The sequence below is a fragment of the Burkholderia sp. Bp9090 genome, assembly GCF_003857985.1.
Lineage (GTDB): Bacteria > Pseudomonadota > Gammaproteobacteria > Burkholderiales > Burkholderiaceae > Burkholderia.
In genome coordinates, this window is record NZ_QTPV01000003.1 from 323,714 (window position 1) to 344,329 (window position 20,616).

General features: G+C 66.4%; 17 protein-coding genes. 10 read left to right on the top strand and 7 right to left on the bottom strand.

Annotated elements, in window-relative coordinates; translation table 11 throughout:
• Positions 1 to 7: 7 nt before the first annotated feature.
• Both DIE16_RS04980 and DIE16_RS04985 read right to left on the bottom strand, forming a co-directional pair.
• Positions 8 to 778, bottom strand: coding sequence for a PP2C family serine/threonine-protein phosphatase (locus DIE16_RS04980; RefSeq protein ID WP_124528501.1), 771 nt, complete (start codon positions 776 to 778; stop codon positions 8 to 10).
• An 84-nt stretch (positions 779 to 862) separates the two neighbouring features.
• Positions 863 to 1,147: a hypothetical protein gene (locus DIE16_RS04985; protein ID WP_044846565.1), complete on the bottom strand. Its 285-nt coding sequence runs from the start codon at positions 1,145 to 1,147 to the stop codon at positions 863 to 865.
• Between the two features lie 482 nt (positions 1,148 to 1,629).
• Between DIE16_RS04985 and DIE16_RS04990 the strand changes: the two genes are divergently transcribed.
• Both DIE16_RS04990 and DIE16_RS04995 read left to right on the top strand, forming a co-directional pair.
• On the top strand, positions 1,630 to 2,151 hold the full coding sequence (locus tag DIE16_RS04990; protein WP_124891932.1) for a lecithin retinol acyltransferase family protein: 522 nt from the start codon (positions 1,630 to 1,632) through the stop codon (positions 2,149 to 2,151).
• Positions 2,152 to 2,193: 42 nt separating this feature from the next.
• Entirely contained in the window at positions 2,194 to 2,436 is a 243-nt protein-coding gene (locus DIE16_RS04995) for a hypothetical protein (RefSeq protein ID WP_044846567.1), read from the top strand.
• Positions 2,437 to 2,465: 29 nt separating this feature from the next.
• Here DIE16_RS04995 and DIE16_RS05000 read toward each other — a convergent pair whose 3' ends face one another.
• Positions 2,466 to 2,684, bottom strand: a complete 219-nt coding sequence (locus DIE16_RS05000; RefSeq protein ID WP_124485927.1) for a hypothetical protein — start codon at positions 2,682 to 2,684, stop codon at positions 2,466 to 2,468.
• Positions 2,685 to 3,131: 447 nt separating this feature from the next.
• Here DIE16_RS05000 and DIE16_RS05005 point away from each other — a divergent pair, with 447 nt between their 5' ends.
• Positions 3,132 to 5,249, top strand: a complete 2,118-nt coding sequence (locus DIE16_RS05005) for a serine/threonine protein kinase (RefSeq protein ID WP_124891933.1) — start codon at positions 3,132 to 3,134, stop codon at positions 5,247 to 5,249.
• Between the two features lie 17 nt (positions 5,250 to 5,266).
• Here the strand turns inward: DIE16_RS05005 and DIE16_RS05010 are convergent, their stop codons facing one another.
• Together DIE16_RS05010 and DIE16_RS05015 are read right to left on the bottom strand one after the other, a co-directional pair.
• Positions 5,267 to 5,725 (bottom strand): (2Fe-2S)-binding protein, encoded by a 459-nt coding sequence (locus tag DIE16_RS05010; RefSeq protein ID WP_044848690.1) that lies wholly within the window; start codon positions 5,723 to 5,725, stop codon positions 5,267 to 5,269.
• Positions 5,653 to 8,037, bottom strand: a complete 2,385-nt coding sequence (locus DIE16_RS05015) for a molybdopterin cofactor-binding domain-containing protein (protein ID WP_124891934.1) — start codon at positions 8,035 to 8,037, stop codon at positions 5,653 to 5,655. Before DIE16_RS05015 ends, DIE16_RS05010 begins: the two co-directional genes overlap by 73 nt.
• Before the next feature lie 281 nt (positions 8,038 to 8,318).
• Between DIE16_RS05015 and DIE16_RS05020 the strand changes: the two genes are divergently transcribed.
• Together DIE16_RS05020 and DIE16_RS05025 are read left to right on the top strand one after the other, a co-directional pair.
• Positions 8,319 to 10,664, top strand: coding sequence for a hypothetical protein (locus DIE16_RS05020; RefSeq protein ID WP_124891935.1), 2,346 nt, complete (start codon positions 8,319 to 8,321; stop codon positions 10,662 to 10,664).
• An 11-nt stretch (positions 10,665 to 10,675) separates the two neighbouring features.
• Positions 10,676 to 11,647, top strand: coding sequence for an NAD(P)/FAD-dependent oxidoreductase (locus DIE16_RS05025; protein ID WP_124891936.1), 972 nt, complete (start codon positions 10,676 to 10,678; stop codon positions 11,645 to 11,647).
• Positions 11,648 to 11,796: 149 nt separating this feature from the next.
• Here DIE16_RS05025 and DIE16_RS05030 read toward each other — a convergent pair whose 3' ends face one another.
• Entirely contained in the window at positions 11,797 to 12,057 is a 261-nt protein-coding gene (locus DIE16_RS05030) for a hypothetical protein (RefSeq protein ID WP_044848682.1), read from the bottom strand.
• A 384-nt stretch (positions 12,058 to 12,441) separates the two neighbouring features.
• Here DIE16_RS05030 and DIE16_RS05035 point away from each other — a divergent pair, with 384 nt between their 5' ends.
• On the top strand, positions 12,442 to 12,846 hold the full coding sequence (locus tag DIE16_RS05035; protein ID WP_124891937.1) for a hypothetical protein: 405 nt from the start codon (positions 12,442 to 12,444) through the stop codon (positions 12,844 to 12,846).
• Here DIE16_RS05035 and DIE16_RS05040 read toward each other — a convergent pair.
• Positions 12,843 to 13,103 carry a hypothetical protein gene (locus DIE16_RS05040; RefSeq protein ID WP_044848681.1) on the bottom strand — a complete coding sequence of 87 codons (261 nt, stop codon included), beginning with the start codon at positions 13,101 to 13,103 and terminating at the stop codon, positions 12,843 to 12,845. The genes DIE16_RS05035 and DIE16_RS05040 overlap by 4 nt on opposite strands.
• 370 nt (positions 13,104 to 13,473) lie before the next feature.
• Between DIE16_RS05040 and DIE16_RS05045 the strand changes: the two genes are divergently transcribed.
• From DIE16_RS05045 to DIE16_RS05065, 4 genes are all read left to right on the top strand, one after another.
• On the top strand, positions 13,474 to 15,069 hold the full coding sequence (locus DIE16_RS05045; protein WP_124666268.1) for a GMC oxidoreductase: 1,596 nt from the start codon (positions 13,474 to 13,476) through the stop codon (positions 15,067 to 15,069).
• A gap of 384 nt (positions 15,070 to 15,453) precedes the next feature.
• The gene (locus DIE16_RS05055; protein ID WP_124891956.1) at positions 15,454 to 16,467 is read left to right on the top strand and encodes a hypothetical protein; all 1,014 of its coding nucleotides are present in this window, start codon (positions 15,454 to 15,456) and stop codon (positions 16,465 to 16,467) included.
• A 533-nt stretch (positions 16,468 to 17,000) separates the two neighbouring features.
• A complete protein-coding gene (locus DIE16_RS05060; RefSeq protein ID WP_124891938.1) occupies positions 17,001 to 19,967 on the top strand; it encodes a CheR family methyltransferase in 2,967 nt (988 codons plus the stop codon).
• A 21-nt stretch (positions 19,968 to 19,988) separates the two neighbouring features.
• Positions 19,989 to 20,585, top strand: a complete 597-nt coding sequence (locus DIE16_RS05065) for a recombinase family protein (RefSeq protein ID WP_124519836.1) — start codon at positions 19,989 to 19,991, stop codon at positions 20,583 to 20,585.
• Positions 20,586 to 20,616 lie beyond the last annotated feature (31 nt).

The window sequence follows — 20,616 nt, forward strand, 5'->3', positions numbered from 1 at the left end:
CGATCGTTCAGCGTTGCACGGAAGGATTGGCGAGCGTCCGGTCCGACGCATCGGGATCGGACGCGCGGATCACGACCGCGGTGACGTTGTCCCGGCCGCCCGCGCGCAACGCGAGGGCGACGAGCTCGTCCGTTGCGCGCGCGCAATCGCCGCAGGCGAGGGCGGCCGAGATGTCGGCTTCGTCGAGCTCGTTGCTCAGGCCGTCGCTGCACAGCAGAAACATGTCGCCGTCGCATACGTCGATGCGTCGTTCGTCGAGATGCAGCTGCTCGGCGGCGCCGACCGCGCGCGTGATCACGTGCTGCGACGGGTGATGGCGCGCCTGCTGTGCGCTCAGGTGGCCCTGCGCCTGCAGTTCCGCGACGTGGCTGTGATCGAGCGTGAGCTGCGTCAGGCGCGCGTCGCGGTACAGGTAGATCCGGCTGTCGCCGGCCCACAGCCAGCCGCATTGGCGGCCGCTCGCGAGCAGCACCGCCACCGTGCTGCCGATCATGCGCACGCCGCGCCGGGCGGCCGATTCGCGCAATTGCGCGTTGACGGCATCGAGCGCGGTACGCGCCGCCGCGATGAAGTCCGCCAGCGTGGCCGGGGCGGCCAGCCGATCCAGCGCCTGCACGATCATCCGGCTCGCGAGGTCGCCGGCCGAATGTCCGCCCATGCCGTCCGCAACGGCCCACAGGCCACGGTGCGGCAACGCGAGGCAATCGTCTTCGTTGATCTCGCGAACCCGGCCCACGTCGGTGCGTGACGCCGAAGTCCATTGCAGTTCTGCGCTCACGGCGCGCCATTCCTTTTCGTTCAGGGCGGGTTCATGCCGATCAGGGCTTGTGAACGCGCGTTGCCGGCCGGCTTGAAACCGGCGCTAGACGAGCCGGTTCCTGCCGTCCGCGCCGACCCCGACCACGATGTTCGCGCCAGGCGCCGAGTTCGCGACGTCGATGTTCTGGATCTGGTTGAGAACCTGGTTCGCGTAGAACGTGTTGTACGTCTGATAGAGGTTGACGACCGGCCCGAACGCAGGCGCCGGCGGCGTGTAGGGCTGGATCCAGCCGAATACCCACGGCGCGCCTGCGCCGCGGATGAACGACATCGTCTTGCGGTCGATGTCGCGCTGCATGTGAAGGTCGGTAATTGCGAGCGTGGTCATGATGCGTCTCCGAATGGGGCTTGCCGACGAACCGGGTACCCGATACGTGCAAACCTCGTGCCATGCGTGACACGACCCGCGTGCGTGGCCCGGGCGCGGACGTCGATCCGCCCGGGCGTCACACGCGGCAAGGCAAGGCGCGATCGACACGCGTTGCTTGCATCCTAGTGCGTCGCGGCCTCGTCCCGCAATGGTTGTACGCGAGCCAACAGTCGGGGCCACGAACGTGGTCGCGAAACCGACACGTGCTCCGGCACATGCAGACGGCGGTCGGGCGCGCCGACTGGTGCTGCCGCACCAACAAAATCCCCGGCAGACGGTTGGCCGCGCGGCGACAGCGCGGTGCGCGGTTCGCCGGGCGCTTCCCGCCAGGCCTTGCACGGCGGGCGCCGCGAAGAGTGGCACGCTTGATGCAGGTTAGTTGGCAACCGGCTGACCCATGAGCAACACGGGCGGCCGCCAACCTGCAGACGGAGCCCGTCATGGAACGCGACCTTCAACCAGTGAACAGCATTGCGGACGCAAGCGCGCAGGCAGCTTCGCTGTCCGGCGGCGTCGATGCACTGCCGCTCGGCGCGCACCTGGTTTCCGATCGCGGCGCCTACAGCCATCACGGCATCTACGTCGGCGACGGGCGCGTCGTCCACTACGCGGGGCTGTGCACGTCGCTGCATCGCGGCCCGATCGAGGAAGTCTCGCTCGAACGCTTCGCCGCCGGTCACGCGGTGCGCGTCGTGCCGCATCCGTACGCCGCCTATGCGGGACGCACCGCAGTGCTGCGCGCGCGCTCGCGTCTGGGCGAAAACCGCTATCGCCTGCTCACGAACAACTGCGAGCACTTCTGCACGTGGTGCGTGGAAGGGACGGGCCACAGCGATCAGGTTCGCACCTGCGTCATGCATCCGCGGACGGCCGTCCGGTTCGCGCTGTCCGTCTGCCGCGCGCTGCTCGCGGCGCGGCGCGCGGGCGGACGAGGCGCCGCGGCCGCCATCGCCGCCGCATGAGCGACGTCCCGGCGCGTTCGACATCGTCATCAGGGGGCTCAAATGAACGGAACCGAATCCTCGCTGCGCATGCAGGTCGACAAGTGGCTCGCGCCAAGCGCGCGCGTGCCGGCGCGCATCGTGCGCTTCAGCCGCCTGCCCGCGCAACGGCGGCGCTTCGTCTGCGTCGAGGCCGTGCATCCGGCCGGCACGATCGCGATCTTCTTCTTTCGTCACGACGACGGCTCGTGGTGCGTGTTCCCGCCGGCCGATCGGCGGCCCGCGATGATGTCGCAGGCGGCCTGACCGTGCGTGCGCGGCCGGGTGGTGTGCCGTCAGCGCAACAGGGTCGGGCGCGCCGGGGACGCCACCGTTTCGGCCGCCGGTGCATGCTTCAACGCAGCCCCGCGGGCGTCGGTGTGCAGATAGGGGAAAGGCTGCGGCGCGAGCATCGTCTGATGCGCACGGACCCGCGCGCCACCGCTGATGGCGGCCATCGCCTGGCGGTCGAGGTCGACGCTTTCGGGAAGATCGTTGATGACGAGCACGCCCATGGTTGACTCCGCGAAATCGGATGGAAGAGGGGCAGCCATGCAGCATCGCGCGATGTGCCGACGTACCGGTAATCTGTCCAGTATAGGTTCGCCGCACGACCGCGCGCGCTGGAAAATCGACCGGGCAGCGCGGGCGCGCGTGGACGGCGAAAACCTGAAGCCGGTTCGCGATCGATCGACGTGAATTCTAGTTCCGGCACCGATTGCACAGGGCGTGACCGCAGACTAGTATGATTTGTTAGACGTCCTGTCAGAAGGCCTGCGGCCGGTGCGGCGCGCAACCGAATTCGTCTGATGATGACGTGGCAGCGTGCGCAGGTTCGATGGTGTCCGATGCATCAACGACATGTCGCGCTGCACGGGTACGTCGTGGACGGTCCTTGCCCTGGCGGCGCCGCGGAACGCCGAAGCGGGTCGGCAAGCTGAAGCTGAGTAGACGGCATACGAATGATGAGCTTTGCGCAGCTGATTCAGACATTCCAGAGCGGGACGCTGTCGCAGGAAGCGTTCTTCTCGGAGATCGACCGTGTGCTGGCGACCGATCAGGTCGATTGCGCGCGGTTGCGCGAAGTGCTCGACCAGACGCAAACCACGCAGCCGTTGTCGGACGATATCTATGCGGAAGTGCTGAAACGCCTCGAGCGGTGTCGCGACAGAACGGCATCCGCGGGCGACGCGACCCGGATCCAGGAAAGCCCGCTTCGGCCGGACGCGCGTCCGGGCATCGCGCCCGGGCCGTCGGGCGACGCACTGTCCGTCGACGGCGAGCGCGTGAAAGGCATCGGCGATACGCTGAACGGGCGCTTCGTGCTGGAGGAGTGCCTGGGCGTCGGCGGCATGGGTACCGTGTACAAGGCGCTCGACCTGCGCAAGCTGGAGGCGTCGGACCGCAAGCCGCACATCGCGATCAAGGTGCTCAATGTGCAGTTTCGCGGCCAGCCGACCTCGCTGATCGCGCTTCAGCGTGAGGCCCGCAAGGCGCAGACGCTCGCCCATCGCAACATCGTCACCGTCTACGACTTCGATCGCGACGGTCCGCTCGTCTACCTGACGATGGAGTATCTGTCGGGCCGGCCGCTCAGCAAGGTGCTGCGCGCGCCGGACTTCAAGGGCATGCCGCTCGATGCCGCGTTGCCGATCATCGCCGGCATGGGCCAGGCGCTCGCCTACGCGCACGAGCGCGGCTTCGTTCACTGCGATTTCAAGCCCGCCAACGTGTTCCTGACCGACCGCGGTGAGGTGAAGGTGATCGACTTCGGGATTGCGCGCGCATTCCAGCGGCGCGACGAGGATCCCGACGTGACCGTGTTCGACCCGGCGAGCCTCGGCGGCATCACGCCGGCCTATGCGAGCCCGGAGATGTTCGAGCATCTCGAGCCGGATCCGCGCGACGACGTTTACGCGCTCGCCTGCGTCACCTACGAATTGCTGACCGGGCACCATCCGTTCAATCGGCTGTCGGCCACCCAGGCGCGTCACGACCACTTGCGGCCCGAGCGTCATCCCGGTCTCGATCGCACGCAATGGCGAACCTTGAGCGCCGCGTTGTCGTTCGACCGCGCGGCGCGCACGCCCAGCGTCAACCAGTTCCTGGAAGGCATGGGCGTGCTCAAGCCGCCCGCCCGGGCATCGGGCGTACGCGTGGGGGTGGCCGTGGGCGCTTGCACGGCGGCGGCGGTCGCCGTGCTCTGGTACGGCTACCAGGCGCTTTCGCGCAGCGGTGACGGGCGCTCCGCAACGGATACGGTTGCGCACGCGACTGCGGGCGGCGGGAATGGCGCGACGGCGAGCGCCGGTGCCGGCAGCGCGCCGGCGGCCGCCGCGAACGCCGTGCCCGCTGCTGCCAGCGCGCCGCCGCCGGCAGCACCGGCACCGACACCCGCACCGGCGATCTCGCTGGCGGCCGTGACGGCTGCGCTGGCGCGCGTACCGTGTTCGGCGCTGGTTGCATCGGTGCAGGATCGCGTGCTGCAGGTGCGCGGTTATACGGAAGCCGGTGTCGGCATCGGCCGCGTGCGCAGTGCACTCGGCGGTCTGGCGGGCGGGCAGTCGGCCAACCTCGACGTGCGTCCCGTCGACGCCCGCGATTGCGAGGTCGTGAGCGCGCTGGCGCCGTACTGGCGATCGAATCAGGCATCGTCACACGCCGCGTCGCTCCGCACGCGAGCGCCGGACGCGCATCTCGCGGAAGGCAGCCCGCTGGTCATCGACATCACGACACCCGGTTACGAATCGTATGTGAACGTCGATTACTACGTGCTGAACGGCAGCGTCGTGCATCTCGTGCCAAGCAGCCGCGAACGCGACAACCAGGCGCCGCCGAATTACGCCGCGACGATCGGCAGCATGGGCGAGTGGGTGATCGGCCCGCCGTTCGGCACCGAGATGATCGTGCTCCTCGTCACGCCCGCGCCGCTGTTCGACGGATTACGGCCTTCATCCGAGCCGCGCGCCGCCTATCTCGCGGCAATCGGGCGGCAATTGAAGCAGTTCGAGGCCAAATACGGCGAGGGGCGCATTGCCGCCGATTTCATCCAGATCACGACGCATGCCAACGGCCACTGAGCGGGCCGATGCGCCGGTCAGCGGCCCAGCGCTTGCGCCGCCTGGTGAATGGCGCGGCGGATGCGCGGAAACGTGCCGCACCGGCATGCGATGTTCTTCATCGCTTCGTCGATCTGGTGGTCGTCGGGGCGAGGGCAGCGCATCAGCAGCGCCGTGGCGGCAATCAGCTGCGCGCTCTGGCAATAGCCGCATTGCACGACGTCGACGGCAATCCACGCGTTCTTCAGCGCCCGCGCTTCGACGCCGTCCAGCCCTTCGATGGTGGTGATGCGCGCGCCGTTCAGCGTACCGACCGGCAGCTGGCAGGCGGGCACGGCCTGATCGTTCAGGAGCACCGTGCACGCACCGCAGACGCCGACACCGCAGCCGAACTTCGTGCCGGTCAGCTTCCGTTCGCACCGAATCACCCAGAGCAGCGGCGTGTCGGGCTCGGTATCGAGGTCAGCGGTTTCCCCGTTGATACGGACTGACACCATCGGTCGTCTCCTTGCCCGGGCGGGCTCGGCTTGATGAGCGGCAGGGTGCGATGACGCACACCCGTGAGCGCATACAGCGCATTCGCCACGGCCGCCGCGATCGGCGGCGTGCCCGCTTCGCCGACGCCGTGCGGCTCGGTCCCGCCGGCCAGGACTTGCGTGACGATCTCGGGGCAAGTCTCCATGTTGACCAGCGGATAGCTGTCGAAATACTGCTGCGCGACTTGCCCGTTCTCGATCGTGATCGCCTGCTCCAGCGCGGCCGACAATCCGAAGATGATCCCGCTCTCCATCTGCTGCTCGATCAGGTTCGGATTCACGGCCAGCCCGCAGTCGATCACGCAGAACACGCGCGTCACGCGAAAGCCGTCACCGTCCTGCCGGACTTCGGCGACTTGCGCGACCACGCTGCCGAACGATTCGTGCATCGCGACGCCGCGTGCGCGCCGCGCGCCGGTCTCGTCGCGCCACGCCAGCGGCGAACGCCAGCCGGATAGCGCGACGAGCGCCCGCAACACGGCCACGTGGCGCTGGTGCGCCGGCTGCTTCAGCATGTCGAGCCGAAACTGGATCGGGTCCTTGCGAGCCAGCGCCGCCATCTCGTCGATGAAGCTCTCGACGAAGAATGCCTGATGCGAGTGTCCGACGGAGCGCCAATAGCCAACCGGAACCGGGAGCGTCACCGTATTGTGCTGGACGAGAATGTTCGCGCATTCATAGGGCAGGTCGAATGCGCCTTCCGCCGTGGTGGCGTCGGGCAGCCATTTCGCGGCGAGGCCCGGCATGCCGAAGGTGCGCGGCATCGCCTGCGCGCTGATCGACTGGCTCGCCGACACGCCTTTCCAGGCAACCAGCCTGCCGCTCGCATCGACGGCGCCGCTGTATCTCGCCACGCAGGCCGGGCGGTAGAAGTCGTGCGTCATGTCCTGCGGGCGCGACCAGATCGTCTGGACGGGCCGCCCCTTCGCATGAAGCGCGATGGCGGCCGCCTGCGTGATGAAGTCGACTTCGAGCCGCCTGCCGAAGGCCCCGCCGATCAATTGCTGGTTCACGACCACCTTGTCTTCGTCCAGGCCCAGCAGCGCCGCGACTGCCCGGCGTGCCACCATCGGAACCTGCGTGCCGCACCAGATCGTTGCCGCGTCGTCGTCGACCCGCACCGTGCAATTCATCGGTTCCAGCGGCCCGTGAGCCAGGTACGGCACTTCGTACTGCGCGACGAACGGCTTCGCGTGGCCCAGCGCCGCATCGGCGTCGCCGGCGGCGTAGAACACGTGGCGCCCGTCGTCGCCGTCGAGGGCGCGCGTCAATGCCGCGCGGACGTCCGCGGTATTCACGCCCGCAGCCGGCCCGTGATCCCATGTGACCGGCAACCCGCACAACGTCCGCATGGCGATGAAGGGATTGTCGGCAATGACGGCAACGCCTCCCGTTCCGCCGTGGTATGGCGCGATCGTGAAGACACCGGTCACGCCCTTCAGGCCGCCGACCCTGGACCGGTCGACGGCCAGCACCGTTCCGCCGAGCGTCGGGCACATCGTGACGCTCGCATACAGGAGCTTGTCCGGAAGCACGTCGATGCCATAGCGCGCGCTGCCGTCGAGCTTCGCGTGCGCCTCGATGCGGCCCAGCCGTTTCCCGACCAGCATGAAAGTCTTCGGGTCCTTCAGAGCGACATGTGCCGGGCGCGGCACGTCCCGCGCGCGCTCGACAAGTTCGCCGTACGTCGCCGAGCGTCCCGACCGATGCAGCACCACGCCGGCTTTCGTCTCGCATTCGGCGACGGGCACCTGCCAAAGCTGCGCCGCGGCGCTGCGCAACATGATGCGGGCCGTGGCGCCCGCTTCGCGCATGGGCCCCCACAGATCGATCATGCTCGTCGATCCGCCCGTCACCATCGAACCCAGATAGCGTGCGCCGTGGCGCACCACGGCCGCCGCGCCGCGCGCGAGCAGGCTGTCGTCATCGGGACGAAACGGCAGGCCGTCGGCCAGTGATTCGCGGTCCTTGTAGATCGTGTCGAGCGGGGACATGACGATGCGCACCCGCGACCAGTCCGCATCCAGCTCTTCGGCCAGCAACATGGCCGCGCCGGTATGTATCCCCTGGCCCATTTCGGATTTGCTCATGACGATCGTCACGTCGTTAGCGGAACTGATCATCACCCAGCCGTTCAGCGGCACATCGACGCGCGACATCGCCAGCTGCGCGGGTATGGCCAGCCGGTCGTCGCGGCGCCACCACGCCCAGCCGATCACCAGCGTGCCCGCCACGCCCGCACTGCCCAGCACGAAGGTTCTGCGCGTCAACATGAGGTGGCCGCCGACATGTGTTGATCGAGTCACGGCGCCGCCGGCGAATCACGCCACGCGCCTCCGGCATTCAATGTTTCGAACACAATCCGACATTTCATTACAGCTGCAATCACCTATATTAGTCACTGATCTCGGCAATCGAGAACCTGAATGTGAGGTTCGTTTGAAACAAGCGCTGAAGAGGCGGCCTGCAGCGACCGGATCGACATGCGTGGGGTTCCGGGACGCGAAGCGCATCGAGCCGGCCGCTTCGAACGCACCACCGCCGGAGGCCGTCGATGCTCGTCGATGAGGTTCACGCGTTGCTGCTCGGGTTGCCGGCGCCATGGCGAGCAGCGTTCGAACGTCACGGTCTCGACCTGTCCGATTCGGGCACGCCCGAGGAGACGGCGAAGCGACTGAGCCGGCCGCTGCCGATCGACTGGGACGATCCGCGCATTCACGATCTCTGCCCGGACACCACGCGGGCGATCGAGCCCGGCGACCCGGCACGCAGTCTCGTCTATCACATGCTTGCACTGTCCACGTGCCCGGCGCCGGATGCCGGCGTGCGCCTCGAGGCAATCGACTTGCTGGAGAACTACATCGATTCGCTGGCGCCGTTGCCGCCCGACTGGCAGACGCTGGACATCGCGGTGCTGGCTTACCAGTACCGGCCCGCGCGCCGTACCGGACATCAGCAGCATGCGGACCTCGTGTTTTCGCGACTCGGCATTGCGCGCAACGGCGACGTCGACGCAAGCTACGACGAGCAGACCCGCAGCTTCGTGCCGCACGTGCCGGACGGGATCGAGCATGTCCGCGCGATGCCGGCGCGCTATGGCGCGTTTCTCGTGCGCCGGGTCACCGGCCCCGGCACGCTCGCGCTGATCGAGGGCAGGCAAGCGGGCGACGATCGGCGCACCTTCATCGAACCGGTACGCAAGCTGTTTCCCGATGAATGCCTGCCCGGACGCCGGTTGACGATGCAATATGGCCACTGCCATCGCGGTGAGAAGCTGAAGCGGGCCGTCGAGGCGCGCTGGGGCGTGCGGCCGTCGCCATCCGGCGATCTGGGCGGCGCACCGTATGCGATCTGCTCCGAGGACGCCGGCACGGCACCGCCTGCCGGCGCGAGCACCCCGGCAGTCGCACTGAAGCGTTCGGGCGCGGCCGTACTCCTGATCCCGGCCGCGCGGCCGCTGATCGAGCCGGTGAACGCCGCCAACTTCGGCGTGCACGGCTTCGGCGTGCCGGCTCGATGGCGGCTGGCCCCGCTCGCCAACCGGCGCTTCACGACGATGAGAATCATCACGAATCTGTGGAAGCTGGTGCTGGCCGCCGTCGACGACCTGCGGCAGCACTATTTTCCGCATTTCGCGCCCGCCTGGCTTCGATTTCCCGAACCGCGCAATGCACCGGAGTTCATCAACATCCGGCACAAGGCGCATGAGGACGGCTCCTGCACGGATATGCGCGCGCATCCCGTCGACCGACGGGCATTCCTCGGGGAAGTCGGCAAAGGCGGCTATCGCGCGCAGCTGTTTCTGGATCACTGCAGCGAAGGCGTCGTGACGATCCGTATCGCCGAACTGGCGGGACACGCGGTACACCCGGCCTATTCGGTCGTTGCCGCGCCGGACTTCTACCCGTATGCCGACCAGGCGGAATTGCAGCGCTGGTTCAAGGACCGTCGGATCGATCCGAAGTCGCAGTTCAGGAGCGGCTCGCCGATATCGCTCAGCGCCGAGCGCCTGCCGGCCAATCCCCATCACATCGATCCGTTCAGCCATACGCAGGCGTTTTCGCCGCGTGACGAGACGGTCGCCGTCGCGTTCAGCCGGGCGGCACGCTCGGCGCGGCGGCGGGACCGGGAAGTGCAGATGCCGCGCATGACCTCGTTTCTGTCGGACGCGTCTTCGGGCGTGTTTGCGCCCGGCTGGGACGTCACCTATGCGGGCAACCGGCGCGGCATCTTCCTTGCCACCTTCGGGCTGGGCAGCCCGTTCGCCGAAGATATCAAGCTGTGCGCGGCCTCCAACAGCTTCTGGCCCGCCGTGAGCCCTGATGCGTCCAGAACCTTCAACCGGAGTGACGCGCCGACCGCGATCCCGATGCTCGACCATGAACTCGGCCTGCATCCATGTCATCCGCTGGTCACGCGCGGCGACGAGTCGAACACGCGGCGCGGATGGGACGGCGAATACGGCCCGTACCTGACGCCCGACGGCAGCGTGGATTACGCGGACATCGAACGCTCGGACTACGTCGCCAACGCGCTGCACGGCGAGATGCTGTACGGCGCGTTCGAGCATGTCGATTCGGCCGAGCTGGTCCGGCGCATCGGTGCATTGCGCCATGCCGTCGCCGCATGCGACCACGGGCAAACGCCGTCGCATACGAAGCTGTGGCTGGTATCCGCGCGGGCACTTCGCGAAGCCGACGCTGCGGACGCGCCGGGCGTTGCCGCGCGCTATCGCTTTCTTTTCGTTCTGCCTGCTGCCGATGCGACGCCGGCGCAGCACATGCCGGGACGGCTGCGCGTGCGCTACGGTGAGGCGATCCGTTGCGATGCGACCGAGGCCCGGGTGATCGGCCCCGTGCTGCGCAGCGCACCGGGGCCGGACGCGCTCGGGCTTTACTGAAGGGAACCGCGATGAATGCGATCGACGTGCTCGTGGTCGGCGACGGGCCTGCCGGATGCGCTGCCGCGATCGCGGCAGCAAGAGCGGGCGGCAACGTGTGGATGCTGGGCCACGGGCGTTCGCGGGCGGCGCCGGAATGCGTGTCCGGCGCCGCGCTCGCGCTGCTCGATCGACTGGCGCCGAGTCTCGCCCGGCAACCGCATACATGGCTCGATGATGTGGCCGATGCGCAGCTGGGACGTGCGGTCATCCGCAGCCGTCTCGACGACGGCCTGCGTGCCGAAGCGCTGGCTGCCGGCGTTCGCTATTCACGTACGCCCGCCGGCGGGCTTCTCGCGCGTGTCGAACACGGCGCGGTCGTGGGCATCACGCACGGCGACGGCGATGTCGGCGCAAGCACCGTGATCGATGCAACCGGCGTCAACGGGTGGCTGCGTCGCGCGATGCGGCTCGATGTGACGACCGACTCTTCGCTGTTCTGGCTTCGCCGCGGCTACGCGCGCGGGCCAGGCACGCACCCCGGCACATACTGGAACATCGCGCGCGGCGGCTGGCTGTGGATGAGGGCGACGTCCACGTTCCGGATCTGGACGTCGCTATCGATGCTGCGCGATGGCGAGATCGCGTGGCCGGCGGACACGACCCCCGTCGGACCGGTGTGGCGCGAGGGCAGGCGCTGGCAGTGCGTGCGCCGGACCGCGGGCCCGGGCTATATCGTGTGCGGCGATGCGGCGGGTTATCTCGACCCCGCGACAGGAGACGGTTTGCGTTTCGCCATCGCTTCCGGCCTGCGCGCGGGCGCAATGGCCGTCGACGTTTCGCGTCATCCCGGTCGGGCAAGCGTGCTGGCCGCGCTGTACTGCGACTGGGTGACAGGCAGCTACGAGCGCAGCAGAGCCGTGTTGGCACGGAGTTACGCGTGTGCTGGGCTCGATCTCGGATGGCGCGACGCAGTCCGCTGCGCGGCAGTGGATGCGGCATGAAGGCCGGTTGCGCTTTCGACCATGCAAAGAAGCCCGCCAGCGGGACCTGGCGGGCTTGAAACGCCGCGGGACGAACCCGCGGCGGGCTGAGGAACTTCGGTACGACTCGATCGAAACACTGCTGCGACTGCAAGCAAGCATCGCGAAACTTACAAGCCCAGCTTCGCGATGACCTGGCCGCCGAGGTTGTTGATCGAGTTGGTCACGCTGGTGAGATCCTGGTGGGTCGATGCATCGACCTGCGTCACCGGCGCCGTGATGGTATTGGCGCTGGCGAACGAGAATCCGCCGCCGGTCACGATGTTGTTGATACCTGCGTTCTGGAACACGCTACCCCCGCTGACGGAAGCCATTTCCTTGCGGCTGAGTTCGTGGGCGTGGGACAGATCGTTGATCATCAGTGCGGACATGGTCAATCTCCTTGAGTGTGCTGCGGTTTGGAAAGAGCACGTTTCGTTGCGCTCGCAGCTACCAATGCACGGCGCGTGCCAGGCTCTGCTCGTGCGCGCGGGAAACACATCCAACCTCATGAAAACAAACGCAATTCAATTGGCTCGACGCCATTTCACCGGGTTCGCCGGGCAAGATCGGAGCACGGCGGTGTCGGGTTCTTCCAGACGGTTTCCGCGTCTGCTGTTCTATCCCGGCCAACAGGAACGGGACGTGGCGCTGGCGATTCGCGTCGAAGGCATCAACGGGCAGCCGCAGCGTGTGAGCGCCCGCGCAGGAAAGCCAGCGACGCGATGCTGCGCCGGCGGTCGACAGCAACCGGCATTGACGCAACGATCGTCACGATGTACTTCGGATCACTGAATTTAACGCGTACCATCCGGAATGGCACAACGCATCGGGACAGCCGCGCCGACGGCCAACGGGGCATCGATGCGACCACGCGGCACCATGACTGGCGCCGCGGCGCCATCCGCCTCGACGAGGCGAAGCGGATCCGCGTGCAGGGAAGGGAGGTCGAAGGCGCGGTGGGATCAGCACGGCCGCTGATGGACGCGGGCGGTGCTGCCGACGGTGCGTCGGCCCGTCTGCCCGTTCATGCCGGCTTCGTTTTTGTCATGCAGGAAGCCCGCCAGGAACATGGCCTGGCGGGCTTTGAACGCCGCGGGACAACCCCGCGGCGGGCTGGAGCGTTTCGGTCGACGCTGTCGGACACGGTTGCCGCTGAGCGGACATCCGGCGCGGCTTAGAGGCCCAGCTTTCCGACGACCAGGCCGCCGAGGTTGTTGATCGAGTTGGTCACGCTGGTGAGATCCAGGTGGGTCGATGCATCGACCTGGGTGACCGGGGCCGTGATGGTATTGGGGCTCGCGAACGAGAAGCCGCCGCCGGTTGCGATGTTGTTGATTCCGTAGTTCTGGAACACGCTACCACCGCGGACGGAAGCCATTTCCTTGCGGCTGAGTTCGTGGGCGCGGGACAGGTCGCTGATCATCAGTGCGGACATGATAAATCTCCTAAGTTTGCTGCGGTTTTGGAAGAGAGCACGTTTTCGTTGCGCTCGCAGCTACAAATGCATGGGGCGTGCCAGCCCGCATCACGCCTGCGAGATTGGCGCTTAACCAACTGAAAACAAAGGACATTCCATCCGGCTTCCGATAATTCGCCGCGTGCGCCGGGCAAGCTCGAGGAAAGACGATGTCGGGTGTTGCCAAACAATTTGCCGGGCAACTGTTTCGCGTCATCCAACACGAAGGCGGCCTGGCTGCCCGCATCGGCTTCGCTCCGTCCGGCATCGCGATGCCGCCGGAAATCCGCGGATGCTGCGGGTCGTTCGTATCGGAACCGTGGCGCACCTGCGTCAGGAGATCGTCGTCATGAGCGCGCTTGAATACGATGTCGTCGTGGTCGGCAGTGGCTTCGGGGGCGCGGTGGCGGCCTGCCGCCTCGCGGAAGCGGGATGGAGGGTGCTGGTGCTGGAGCGTGGCCGGCGCTGGACGCCGAAAACGTATCCGCGCGACGAGACCGACCCGTGGCTCTGGAACCAGCAGAACCCGCAACGCTTCCACGGCTGGGCCGACCTGCGTGTTTTTTCCGACATGTCGGTGGTGACTGCCGCGGGCGTCGGCGGCGGGTCGCTGATCTACGCCAACGTCTCGGTCGAGGCCAAACCCGACGCCTTCGAGCATGGCTGGCCGCCGGAGATCACGTACGAGGCGCTCGAGCCTTATTACCAGCGCGTGGGCTGGATGCTGTCGGTCCAGGAGGTGCCCGACAACCAGATCAGCGAACGCACCCGCTTGTTGCGCGATGCGGCCGACGCCTGCGGCTGGGGCGATCGGTATCGCAAGTTGCCGCTCGCCGTGTCGTTTTCGTCGACTTACGATCCGTCCTTGCCCGACGCGCGCGACGACCGGCATTCCGTCAGGCACGTCAACGTGCACGGGGTATCGCAAGGCACGTGCGTACACTGCGGCAATTGCGACATCGGATGCCAGGTGTCGGCGAAGAACACGCTCGATCTCAACTATCTGGCCGTGGCCGAGCGCCATGGCGCAACGATCCTGCCGCTGCACGTCGTGCACAAGCTCGAGCCGCTCGGCCAGGGATGGCGCGTGCATTTCAACGTCATCGATCCGGCCGCGGGCAGTTTCATGCCCGGATCCGTCACGGCGACCAGGGTGATCGTCAGCGCCGGATCGATCGGCAGCACCGAGCTGCTGCTGCGCTGTCGCGACGCGCATCGCACGCTGCCGAATCTATCGCCGCGGCTCGGCTGGGGCTGGGCCTTCAACGGCGACTTCGTGACGCCGGCCTTCTACGGCAGCCGGAAGATCTCGCCGTCGCACGGCGTCACCATTTCCGCCGCGATCGACCTGCTCGACGGGGCTGCCGACGAAGGTCAGCCCTTGTTCGTCGAGGATGGCGGCGTGCCCAATCTTGCGCATGATTTCGTGCGCCGCCACCTGCAGCGTTCGCACGGCAGGGCGATGCGCACGTTCTGGCGAGCCTTCGCGCGCCATTTCGATTGCGACGACCCGGTCGAGAACATGATGCCCTGGTTCGGCCAGGCGATCGATCCGGGAGACGGGCGCATGCGTCTCGGTCGCTGCTGGTTTGCGCCGTGGCGTCGCGTGTTGCGGCTCGACTGGTCGTACACGCGATCGCAGGCGGTGGTCGATGCGATGGTCGACACGCACCGGCGCCTGTCGGCCGCCACGGGCGGCGAACCCTTCGTCCCTCCGACGTGGAGCGACTTCCACAGGCTGATCACCCCGCATCCGCTCGGTGGTTGCAACATGGGGCTCACGCACGCGGATGGCGTGGTAAACGCGGACGGAAAAGTATTCGGTTACGACGGGCTCTACGTGATGGACGGTGCGACGATCCCGCGTGCGCTCGGGCTGAATCCGTCGCGCACGATCGCCGCATTGGCCGAGCGCAACGTCGCCGTGTTGCTTGGCCGGCGTTAAGCGATGGTGTTCCGGATCGGCGACGGTTGACGGGGCATCCCGATCGTCACAATGGATAGCGTGGAAACGCGCGCCGAACGCATCGGGATCGGACCGAATATCGATCTGATTTCCACGCGCGTACTGTTGGGCGGTCTTGCCTTTGCGACACGGCAGGTATTGCAGGAGGCAAACACCTATTGTTCGTTGCAAGACGGAGCGATATTGCTTCATCACGAGCAACCGGGTAAATCTGCGCTGCACGGTGGCTACCGCGAGGCGGTGATTGCGTTTGATCGTCTGCAGGCAGGAGAACCGATGCTCAAGCGCCCGGCATCAAGGGCGATGCGACAAATGGCGTTGTGTGAAACCAGGTCGCGGTTACCAAGGTCAGGGAGAGTCCAAATGGGACAGTGCCGTCGCAACCATGCGCGCTTCGTCGTCACCAGCTCGATCGTCGGTCTGGTCATTCTGGCTGGCGCGGGCCACGCGCACGCCGAGGACAATCCTGCGAGCTCGCCGGCCGGCTTCAAGCCAGCGGAAAGAAAGATCGACGTCTATGCGGTGTATGGCGACGGACGCGCGACCGAGGGTGGTGACATGCATTGGCGTGCGTACGAAGTCGGCTTCGGCGACGTCCTGAACGACTACTTCTCCGTCTATCTCGCGTATCTGAACGAGGGCCATCCGCTGAATCACCACCGCGATGGCTTCGCCGCGCTGGGTTCGTTCCGTTGGCCGCTCGGCAATCGCTTCGCGCTCGAATTGTCGGCCGGGCCGTATTTCAGCATGGACACGACACACGTCGACAATCAGCCGCGCAACGACAAGCGATGGGGGGTGCGTGCGTCTGCAGCGGTGCGGTATTACGTCGTTCCCGACCGCTTCTTCCTCAAGGTGCAGTACAACCACGTGCAGATGATCGGCGGATTCAACTCCGACGCGGTGCTCTTCGGCATCGGCTCGGATTTTGGCGGCGATCCGGGACCGGCGTTTTCGGACGGCAAGACGCAGGTCGGCGTGTGGGCCGGGACGTCGCAGACGAACCGTCCGCAAGTGCCGATCGAAAAGGGCTACATGGTCGAAGTCAAGCGACCGCTCGGCAATGCGTGGGCCTATTCGGCGAGCTTCATCTACGAGGGCAACAACGGCGTCGCCGGCCGCAGAGGCGTGGCAGCGCAAATCTGGTACGTCGCGCCGATCAGGAGCAAATGGACGCTTTCGGCAGGCGTAGGTCCGTACCTGTCGCGTGATCGGGACGAGGCCTCGAGCACAACGAGGCTCAACGCGTTGCTCAGCGCACAGGTGACGTATCAGGTCACGCCCGATTGGGCGGCGAGCTTGCGCTTCAATCGCGTCGCAACCGGCAACGACAAGGATCAGGACATGTTCATGGTCGGCGTGGCACGCAATTTCTAGCGCTTGTTTTCAAGCGCAGGCGCATTCTGTTCACAGAGCGTTGCTCGACAAGGCAAAGAACCCGGCGGTCAGCGAGCGGTACGGCGGCATGGGCAGCGCGCTCGAGCACGGGTGGCGCCTCGACGTTCCCGCGATGCGAATCGAGACGCATGCCCATGCGCGGGCCGGTGCGCCTGCCGGCAATAGCGTATCGCGGCGCAACGGGACGACCGGCGAATGAATTCGGGGTCAGGGTGCCGGCTCACGGCTCGATCGCCGCGTACAATACGCACGAGCGCCCGTGCAAGGTCTCGCGAGCACGAATAGGCTGCCGAATATCCATCAGGCGCTTGGACGAAACCGGCTTCACCGGTCGATATCGCGAGCCCATGCGGTCGCCTTCGAGCGCGCTTCCGATAGCCGGCTGCCAACCTGATAGAGTGCATGGCCACGAACAGGCCCGGCCCGTTGCGGAACTGCGCCCCGATCCATGTGACGCCCCAGCGGTTGGCGCCCGACAGGCGACGTCCAGCTACAGCATCAGGAGAAAATCAATGTCACGGCAAGAGCCGACCCATCAGGAGCAGCCACACTCGTCCACCGCGGTGAAGAGCGATCTGCCGTTTCCGGTTGTGGGCATCGGGGCATCCGCTGGCGGCACGACGGCCTTGCAGACCTTCTTCGAGAGCGCGCCGACGGGCATGGACATGGCGTTCGTGGTCATCGTCCATCTGGCACCGGCACAAGTCAGCCATATGGACAACGTCCTGCAGCACACGACGGGTATGCCGGTGCATCAGGTCACGACCACGGTAGCGATCGAAAAAAACCATATCTACGTGATCGCGCCCGGCATGCAGCTGGAGATGTCCGACGGTTGCCTTCGCTGTAGCCCGCTGAGCTCCGCCGAAGGCGCCGCGCTCTCTATCGACCACTTTTTCCGGACGCTGGCGGACGCTCACGACTCGCGCGCGATCGGCATCGTGCTGTCCGGTACCGGCTCGGACGGCGCGGCGGGCTTGAGCCGTATCAAGGAGGCGGGCGGCATCACGCTCGCCCAGACGCCGGACGATGCGGAGTACGCGGAGATGCCGCAGCATGCGATCTCGACGGCGCGCGTCGATATCGTGCTGCCGGCGGCCGAGATGCCGCAAAAATTGCTGGACCTCTGGGCGAATGCGCGACGCATCGAGCAACAGACCCTCGAACTCACGCAGATGCAGCAAATCGGCGATCGGCCCGGCGCCAATGATCCCGAACGGGCGCTGTCGGACATCCTGATGCACCTGCGGGTACGCACCGGCCACGATTTCAGGCTGTACAAGCGGGCGACGGTGCTGCGACGTATCGAGCGGCGCATGCAGGTGAACGGCCAGCGCGACATGCTCGCGTACCGCGACTTCCTGCGGACCGCGCCGGACGAGGCCAACGCGCTGCTGGCCGACATGCTGATCGGCGTGACCCAGTTTTTCCGCGATCGCGAGGCCTTCGACTTCCTCGAACGCGAGGTGATCGCCCAGTTGTTCGCGCCGGAATCCGCCGAGGAGCAGGTGCGGGTCTGGGTGGCCGGATGCGCGACGGGGGAAGAGGCGTACTCGATCTCGCTGCTGCTCGCGCGGGCACGCGAGGCGTCGATGTCGAGCCAGGCGATCCAGGTATTTGCGACCGATATCGACGAAGCCGCGATCGTCCGCGCACGCACGGGCTCCTACCCGCTGTCGATCGCGACGGACGTGCCTGCGCCGCTGCTGCAGCGCTACTTCACGCGCGAGGGCGCGCACTACGTGATTGCCAAGGCCGTGCGCGAGCGCATCCTGTTCGCCGCCCACAGCCTGCTGCGCGATCCGCCGTTCTCGCACCTCGACCTGATCTCGTGCCGCAACGTGCTGATCTACCTGGAGCGCGCGGTGCAGCGGCAGATCCTCGAGTTGTTTCATTTCGCGTTGCGTCCGAACGGCTATCTGTTCCTCGGCACCGCGGAATCGGCCGACGCAGCCGACGATCTGTTTACGGTCGTCGACAAGAAGCGGCGGATCTACCAGGCGCGCGTCGTCACGCATCGCGCGAAACCGGTCACGGGCTTCCCGCCGCTTTTCCAGGTCGAATCCGGCGGGGACGAGCGCTCCGCGCCTCAACCGCCGATGCGGGTTCCGGCCAGCCCGGCCCAGCGCAACTTCTCCTATTCGGAGCTTCATCAGCGTGCGCTGGAAACCTATTCACCGCCGAGCGTCATCATCGACAAGGAATCCAACGTGGTTCACCTGTCGGACAACGCCGGGCGATTCCTGCGGCATGTCGGCGGGGAGCTGTCCAGCAACATCATGACGCTGGTGCTGCCGGACCTGCGGCTCGACTTGCGCACGGCCATTTTCCGCGCGCTGCAAACGGGCACGAGCGTCGAGGCGCGGCGCGTCAAGTGGACGCACGAGGCCCGCGTGTCGTGGATCAACATGACGGTCAGGCCGTTTCACGACAAGGTCGCCAATTCGGAATTCCTGCTGATCGTGTTCGACGAGGTGGCCGGCCGCATGACCGAGGAGGATCAGGCGGAAGCGAGCGGACAGGATCCGGTGCTCGCGCAGCTCGAACAGGAGTTGCAGCACAGCCGCGAGCAACTGGCGACGATCATCGAGCAGTATGAAACGTCGGTCGAGGAGCTGAAGGCGTCGAACGAGGAGTTGCAGGCGATCAACGAGGAACTGCGCTCGACGAGCGAGGAGCTCGAAAGCAGCAAGGAAGAACTGCAGTCGGTCAACGAAGAGCTGACCACGGCGAACGCCGAAATGCAGGCGCGCATCGAGGACACGGCAAAGGCGAACGACGACCTTCACAACATCAGTTCGGTGGATGTCTCGCTGCAGGTCAACGAACATGCCGAGGCCGTGCTGCGTGTGGCAGATACCGGCAGCGGCATCGAGCCGTCGCTGTTGCCGCACATCTTCGACATGTTCCAGCAAAGCCGGGACTCGAACGCACGCCGTGCCGGCCTCGGCATCGGCCTTGCGCTGGTCAGGGATCTCGTGAGCCTGCATGGCGGCGCGGTACGGGCGGAATCGGAAGGTGTCGGCCGCGGCGCGACATTCACTATCACGCTCCCGACCCATCGCGCTGTCGCAATTACGAGTCCTGCCAGCGGACCCGTGGCGGAATCGTTGCACGGTCTGCATATCCTGATGGTCGATGACGACGCTACAACCGTCGAAACCTTCAAGGTCCTGCTGGAAAGCGATGGCGCGATCGTTCAGACGGCGACCAGCGGAGAAGAGGCGTTGTCCCTGCTCGACGGCCAGATACCGGACCTCGTCCTGTCCGATATCGGCATGCCGGGCATGGGTGGGTTGGCGTTCATCGCGAAACTACGCGAAGCGCCGGCGCTCAGATCGGTGACCTGTATCGCGCTCAGCGGCTTTGGCCAGGAGGCCGACGTGAAGGAGGCCACGAATGCCGGCTTCGATGCGCATCTGCTGAAACCGGTGGCACTGGACGACTTGCTGTCCGTTCTTGCGCGCTCGCGTCGTTGATGGCCGCTCCAGGACACCGTCGTGGCTCGCACTTATTTCTACCTCAACAAACCCGTCGATGGTCAGGATCCGGAAAAGGAGTTGTTCGAGCTCGACAAGGCCGGTTACACCGTCGTGCTCAGCCGCACCACGATCGAACATGTGCATCCGTACGTCGCGGCAGCCGGTCGGCCGGAACTGAAGGGGCTCTTGCGGCGTGTTGCTCCCGGCGATTCTCTGGTGGTACTCGAACTTTCCGCGCTCGGGTGCAGCGCGCGCGATGTACTTTCGACGTTGATGGCATGTCGCGACAAAGGAATTTCCGTCCTGTGCGTCGAACTCGGCAACGTGGACCTCGCAGGCCGTCCCGAACGGCAAGCGGTCAAAACGCTGCGCGCGATCGTCCAAATGGAAATCGCGACGAGAAGCCAACGCAGCCAGAACGGCCTGAAGTTCGCGCAGGAACGCGGACAGCATACTGGCCGCCCAGCCTCGCTGTCGCGCCACGATCAGGAGCGCGTCATGCGTTCGCTCGACAAAGGCCTGTCGGTCAGCGAGGTCGCACGTAAATTCGGCACCTCGCGTCAAACCGTCATGCGGATACGGGCGTCTTCCGCGACTGCCGCTACGGAAGACTGACGGGTGCGCAATTGTCTTGACTGCTCGGGTA

Bases quoted from the DNA above. Each gene is read 5' to 3' on its own strand.
- DIE16_RS04985 (WP_044846565.1), bottom strand. From the start codon at position 1,147: ATGACCACGCTCGCAATTACCGACCTTCACATGCAGCGCGACATCGAC.
- DIE16_RS04990 (WP_124891932.1), top strand. From the start codon at position 1,630: ATGGAACGCGACCTTCAACCAGTGAACAGCATTGCGGACGCAAGCGCG.
- DIE16_RS04995 (WP_044846567.1), top strand. From the start codon at position 2,194: ATGAACGGAACCGAATCCTCGCTGCGCATGCAGGTCGACAAGTGGCTC.
- DIE16_RS05000 (WP_124485927.1), bottom strand. From the start codon at position 2,684: ATGGGCGTGCTCGTCATCAACGATCTTCCCGAAAGCGTCGACCTCGAC.
- DIE16_RS05005 (WP_124891933.1), top strand. From the start codon at position 3,132: ATGATGAGCTTTGCGCAGCTGATTCAGACATTCCAGAGCGGGACGCTG.
- DIE16_RS05010 (WP_044848690.1), bottom strand. From the start codon at position 5,725: ATGGTGTCAGTCCGTATCAACGGGGAAACCGCTGACCTCGATACCGAG.
- DIE16_RS05015 (WP_124891934.1), bottom strand. From the start codon at position 8,037: ATGTTGACGCGCAGAACCTTCGTGCTGGGCAGTGCGGGCGTGGCGGGC.
- DIE16_RS05020 (WP_124891935.1), top strand. From the start codon at position 8,319: ATGCTCGTCGATGAGGTTCACGCGTTGCTGCTCGGGTTGCCGGCGCCA.
- DIE16_RS05025 (WP_124891936.1), top strand. From the start codon at position 10,676: ATGAATGCGATCGACGTGCTCGTGGTCGGCGACGGGCCTGCCGGATGC.
- DIE16_RS05030 (WP_044848682.1), bottom strand. From the start codon at position 12,057: ATGTCCGCACTGATGATCAACGATCTGTCCCACGCCCACGAACTCAGC.
- DIE16_RS05035 (WP_124891937.1), top strand. From the start codon at position 12,442: ATGTACTTCGGATCACTGAATTTAACGCGTACCATCCGGAATGGCACA.
- DIE16_RS05040 (WP_044848681.1), bottom strand. From the start codon at position 13,103: ATGTCCGCACTGATGATCAGCGACCTGTCCCGCGCCCACGAACTCAGC.
- DIE16_RS05045 (WP_124666268.1), top strand. From the start codon at position 13,474: ATGAGCGCGCTTGAATACGATGTCGTCGTGGTCGGCAGTGGCTTCGGG.
- DIE16_RS05055 (WP_124891956.1), top strand. From the start codon at position 15,454: ATGGGACAGTGCCGTCGCAACCATGCGCGCTTCGTCGTCACCAGCTCG.
- DIE16_RS05060 (WP_124891938.1), top strand. From the start codon at position 17,001: ATGTCACGGCAAGAGCCGACCCATCAGGAGCAGCCACACTCGTCCACC.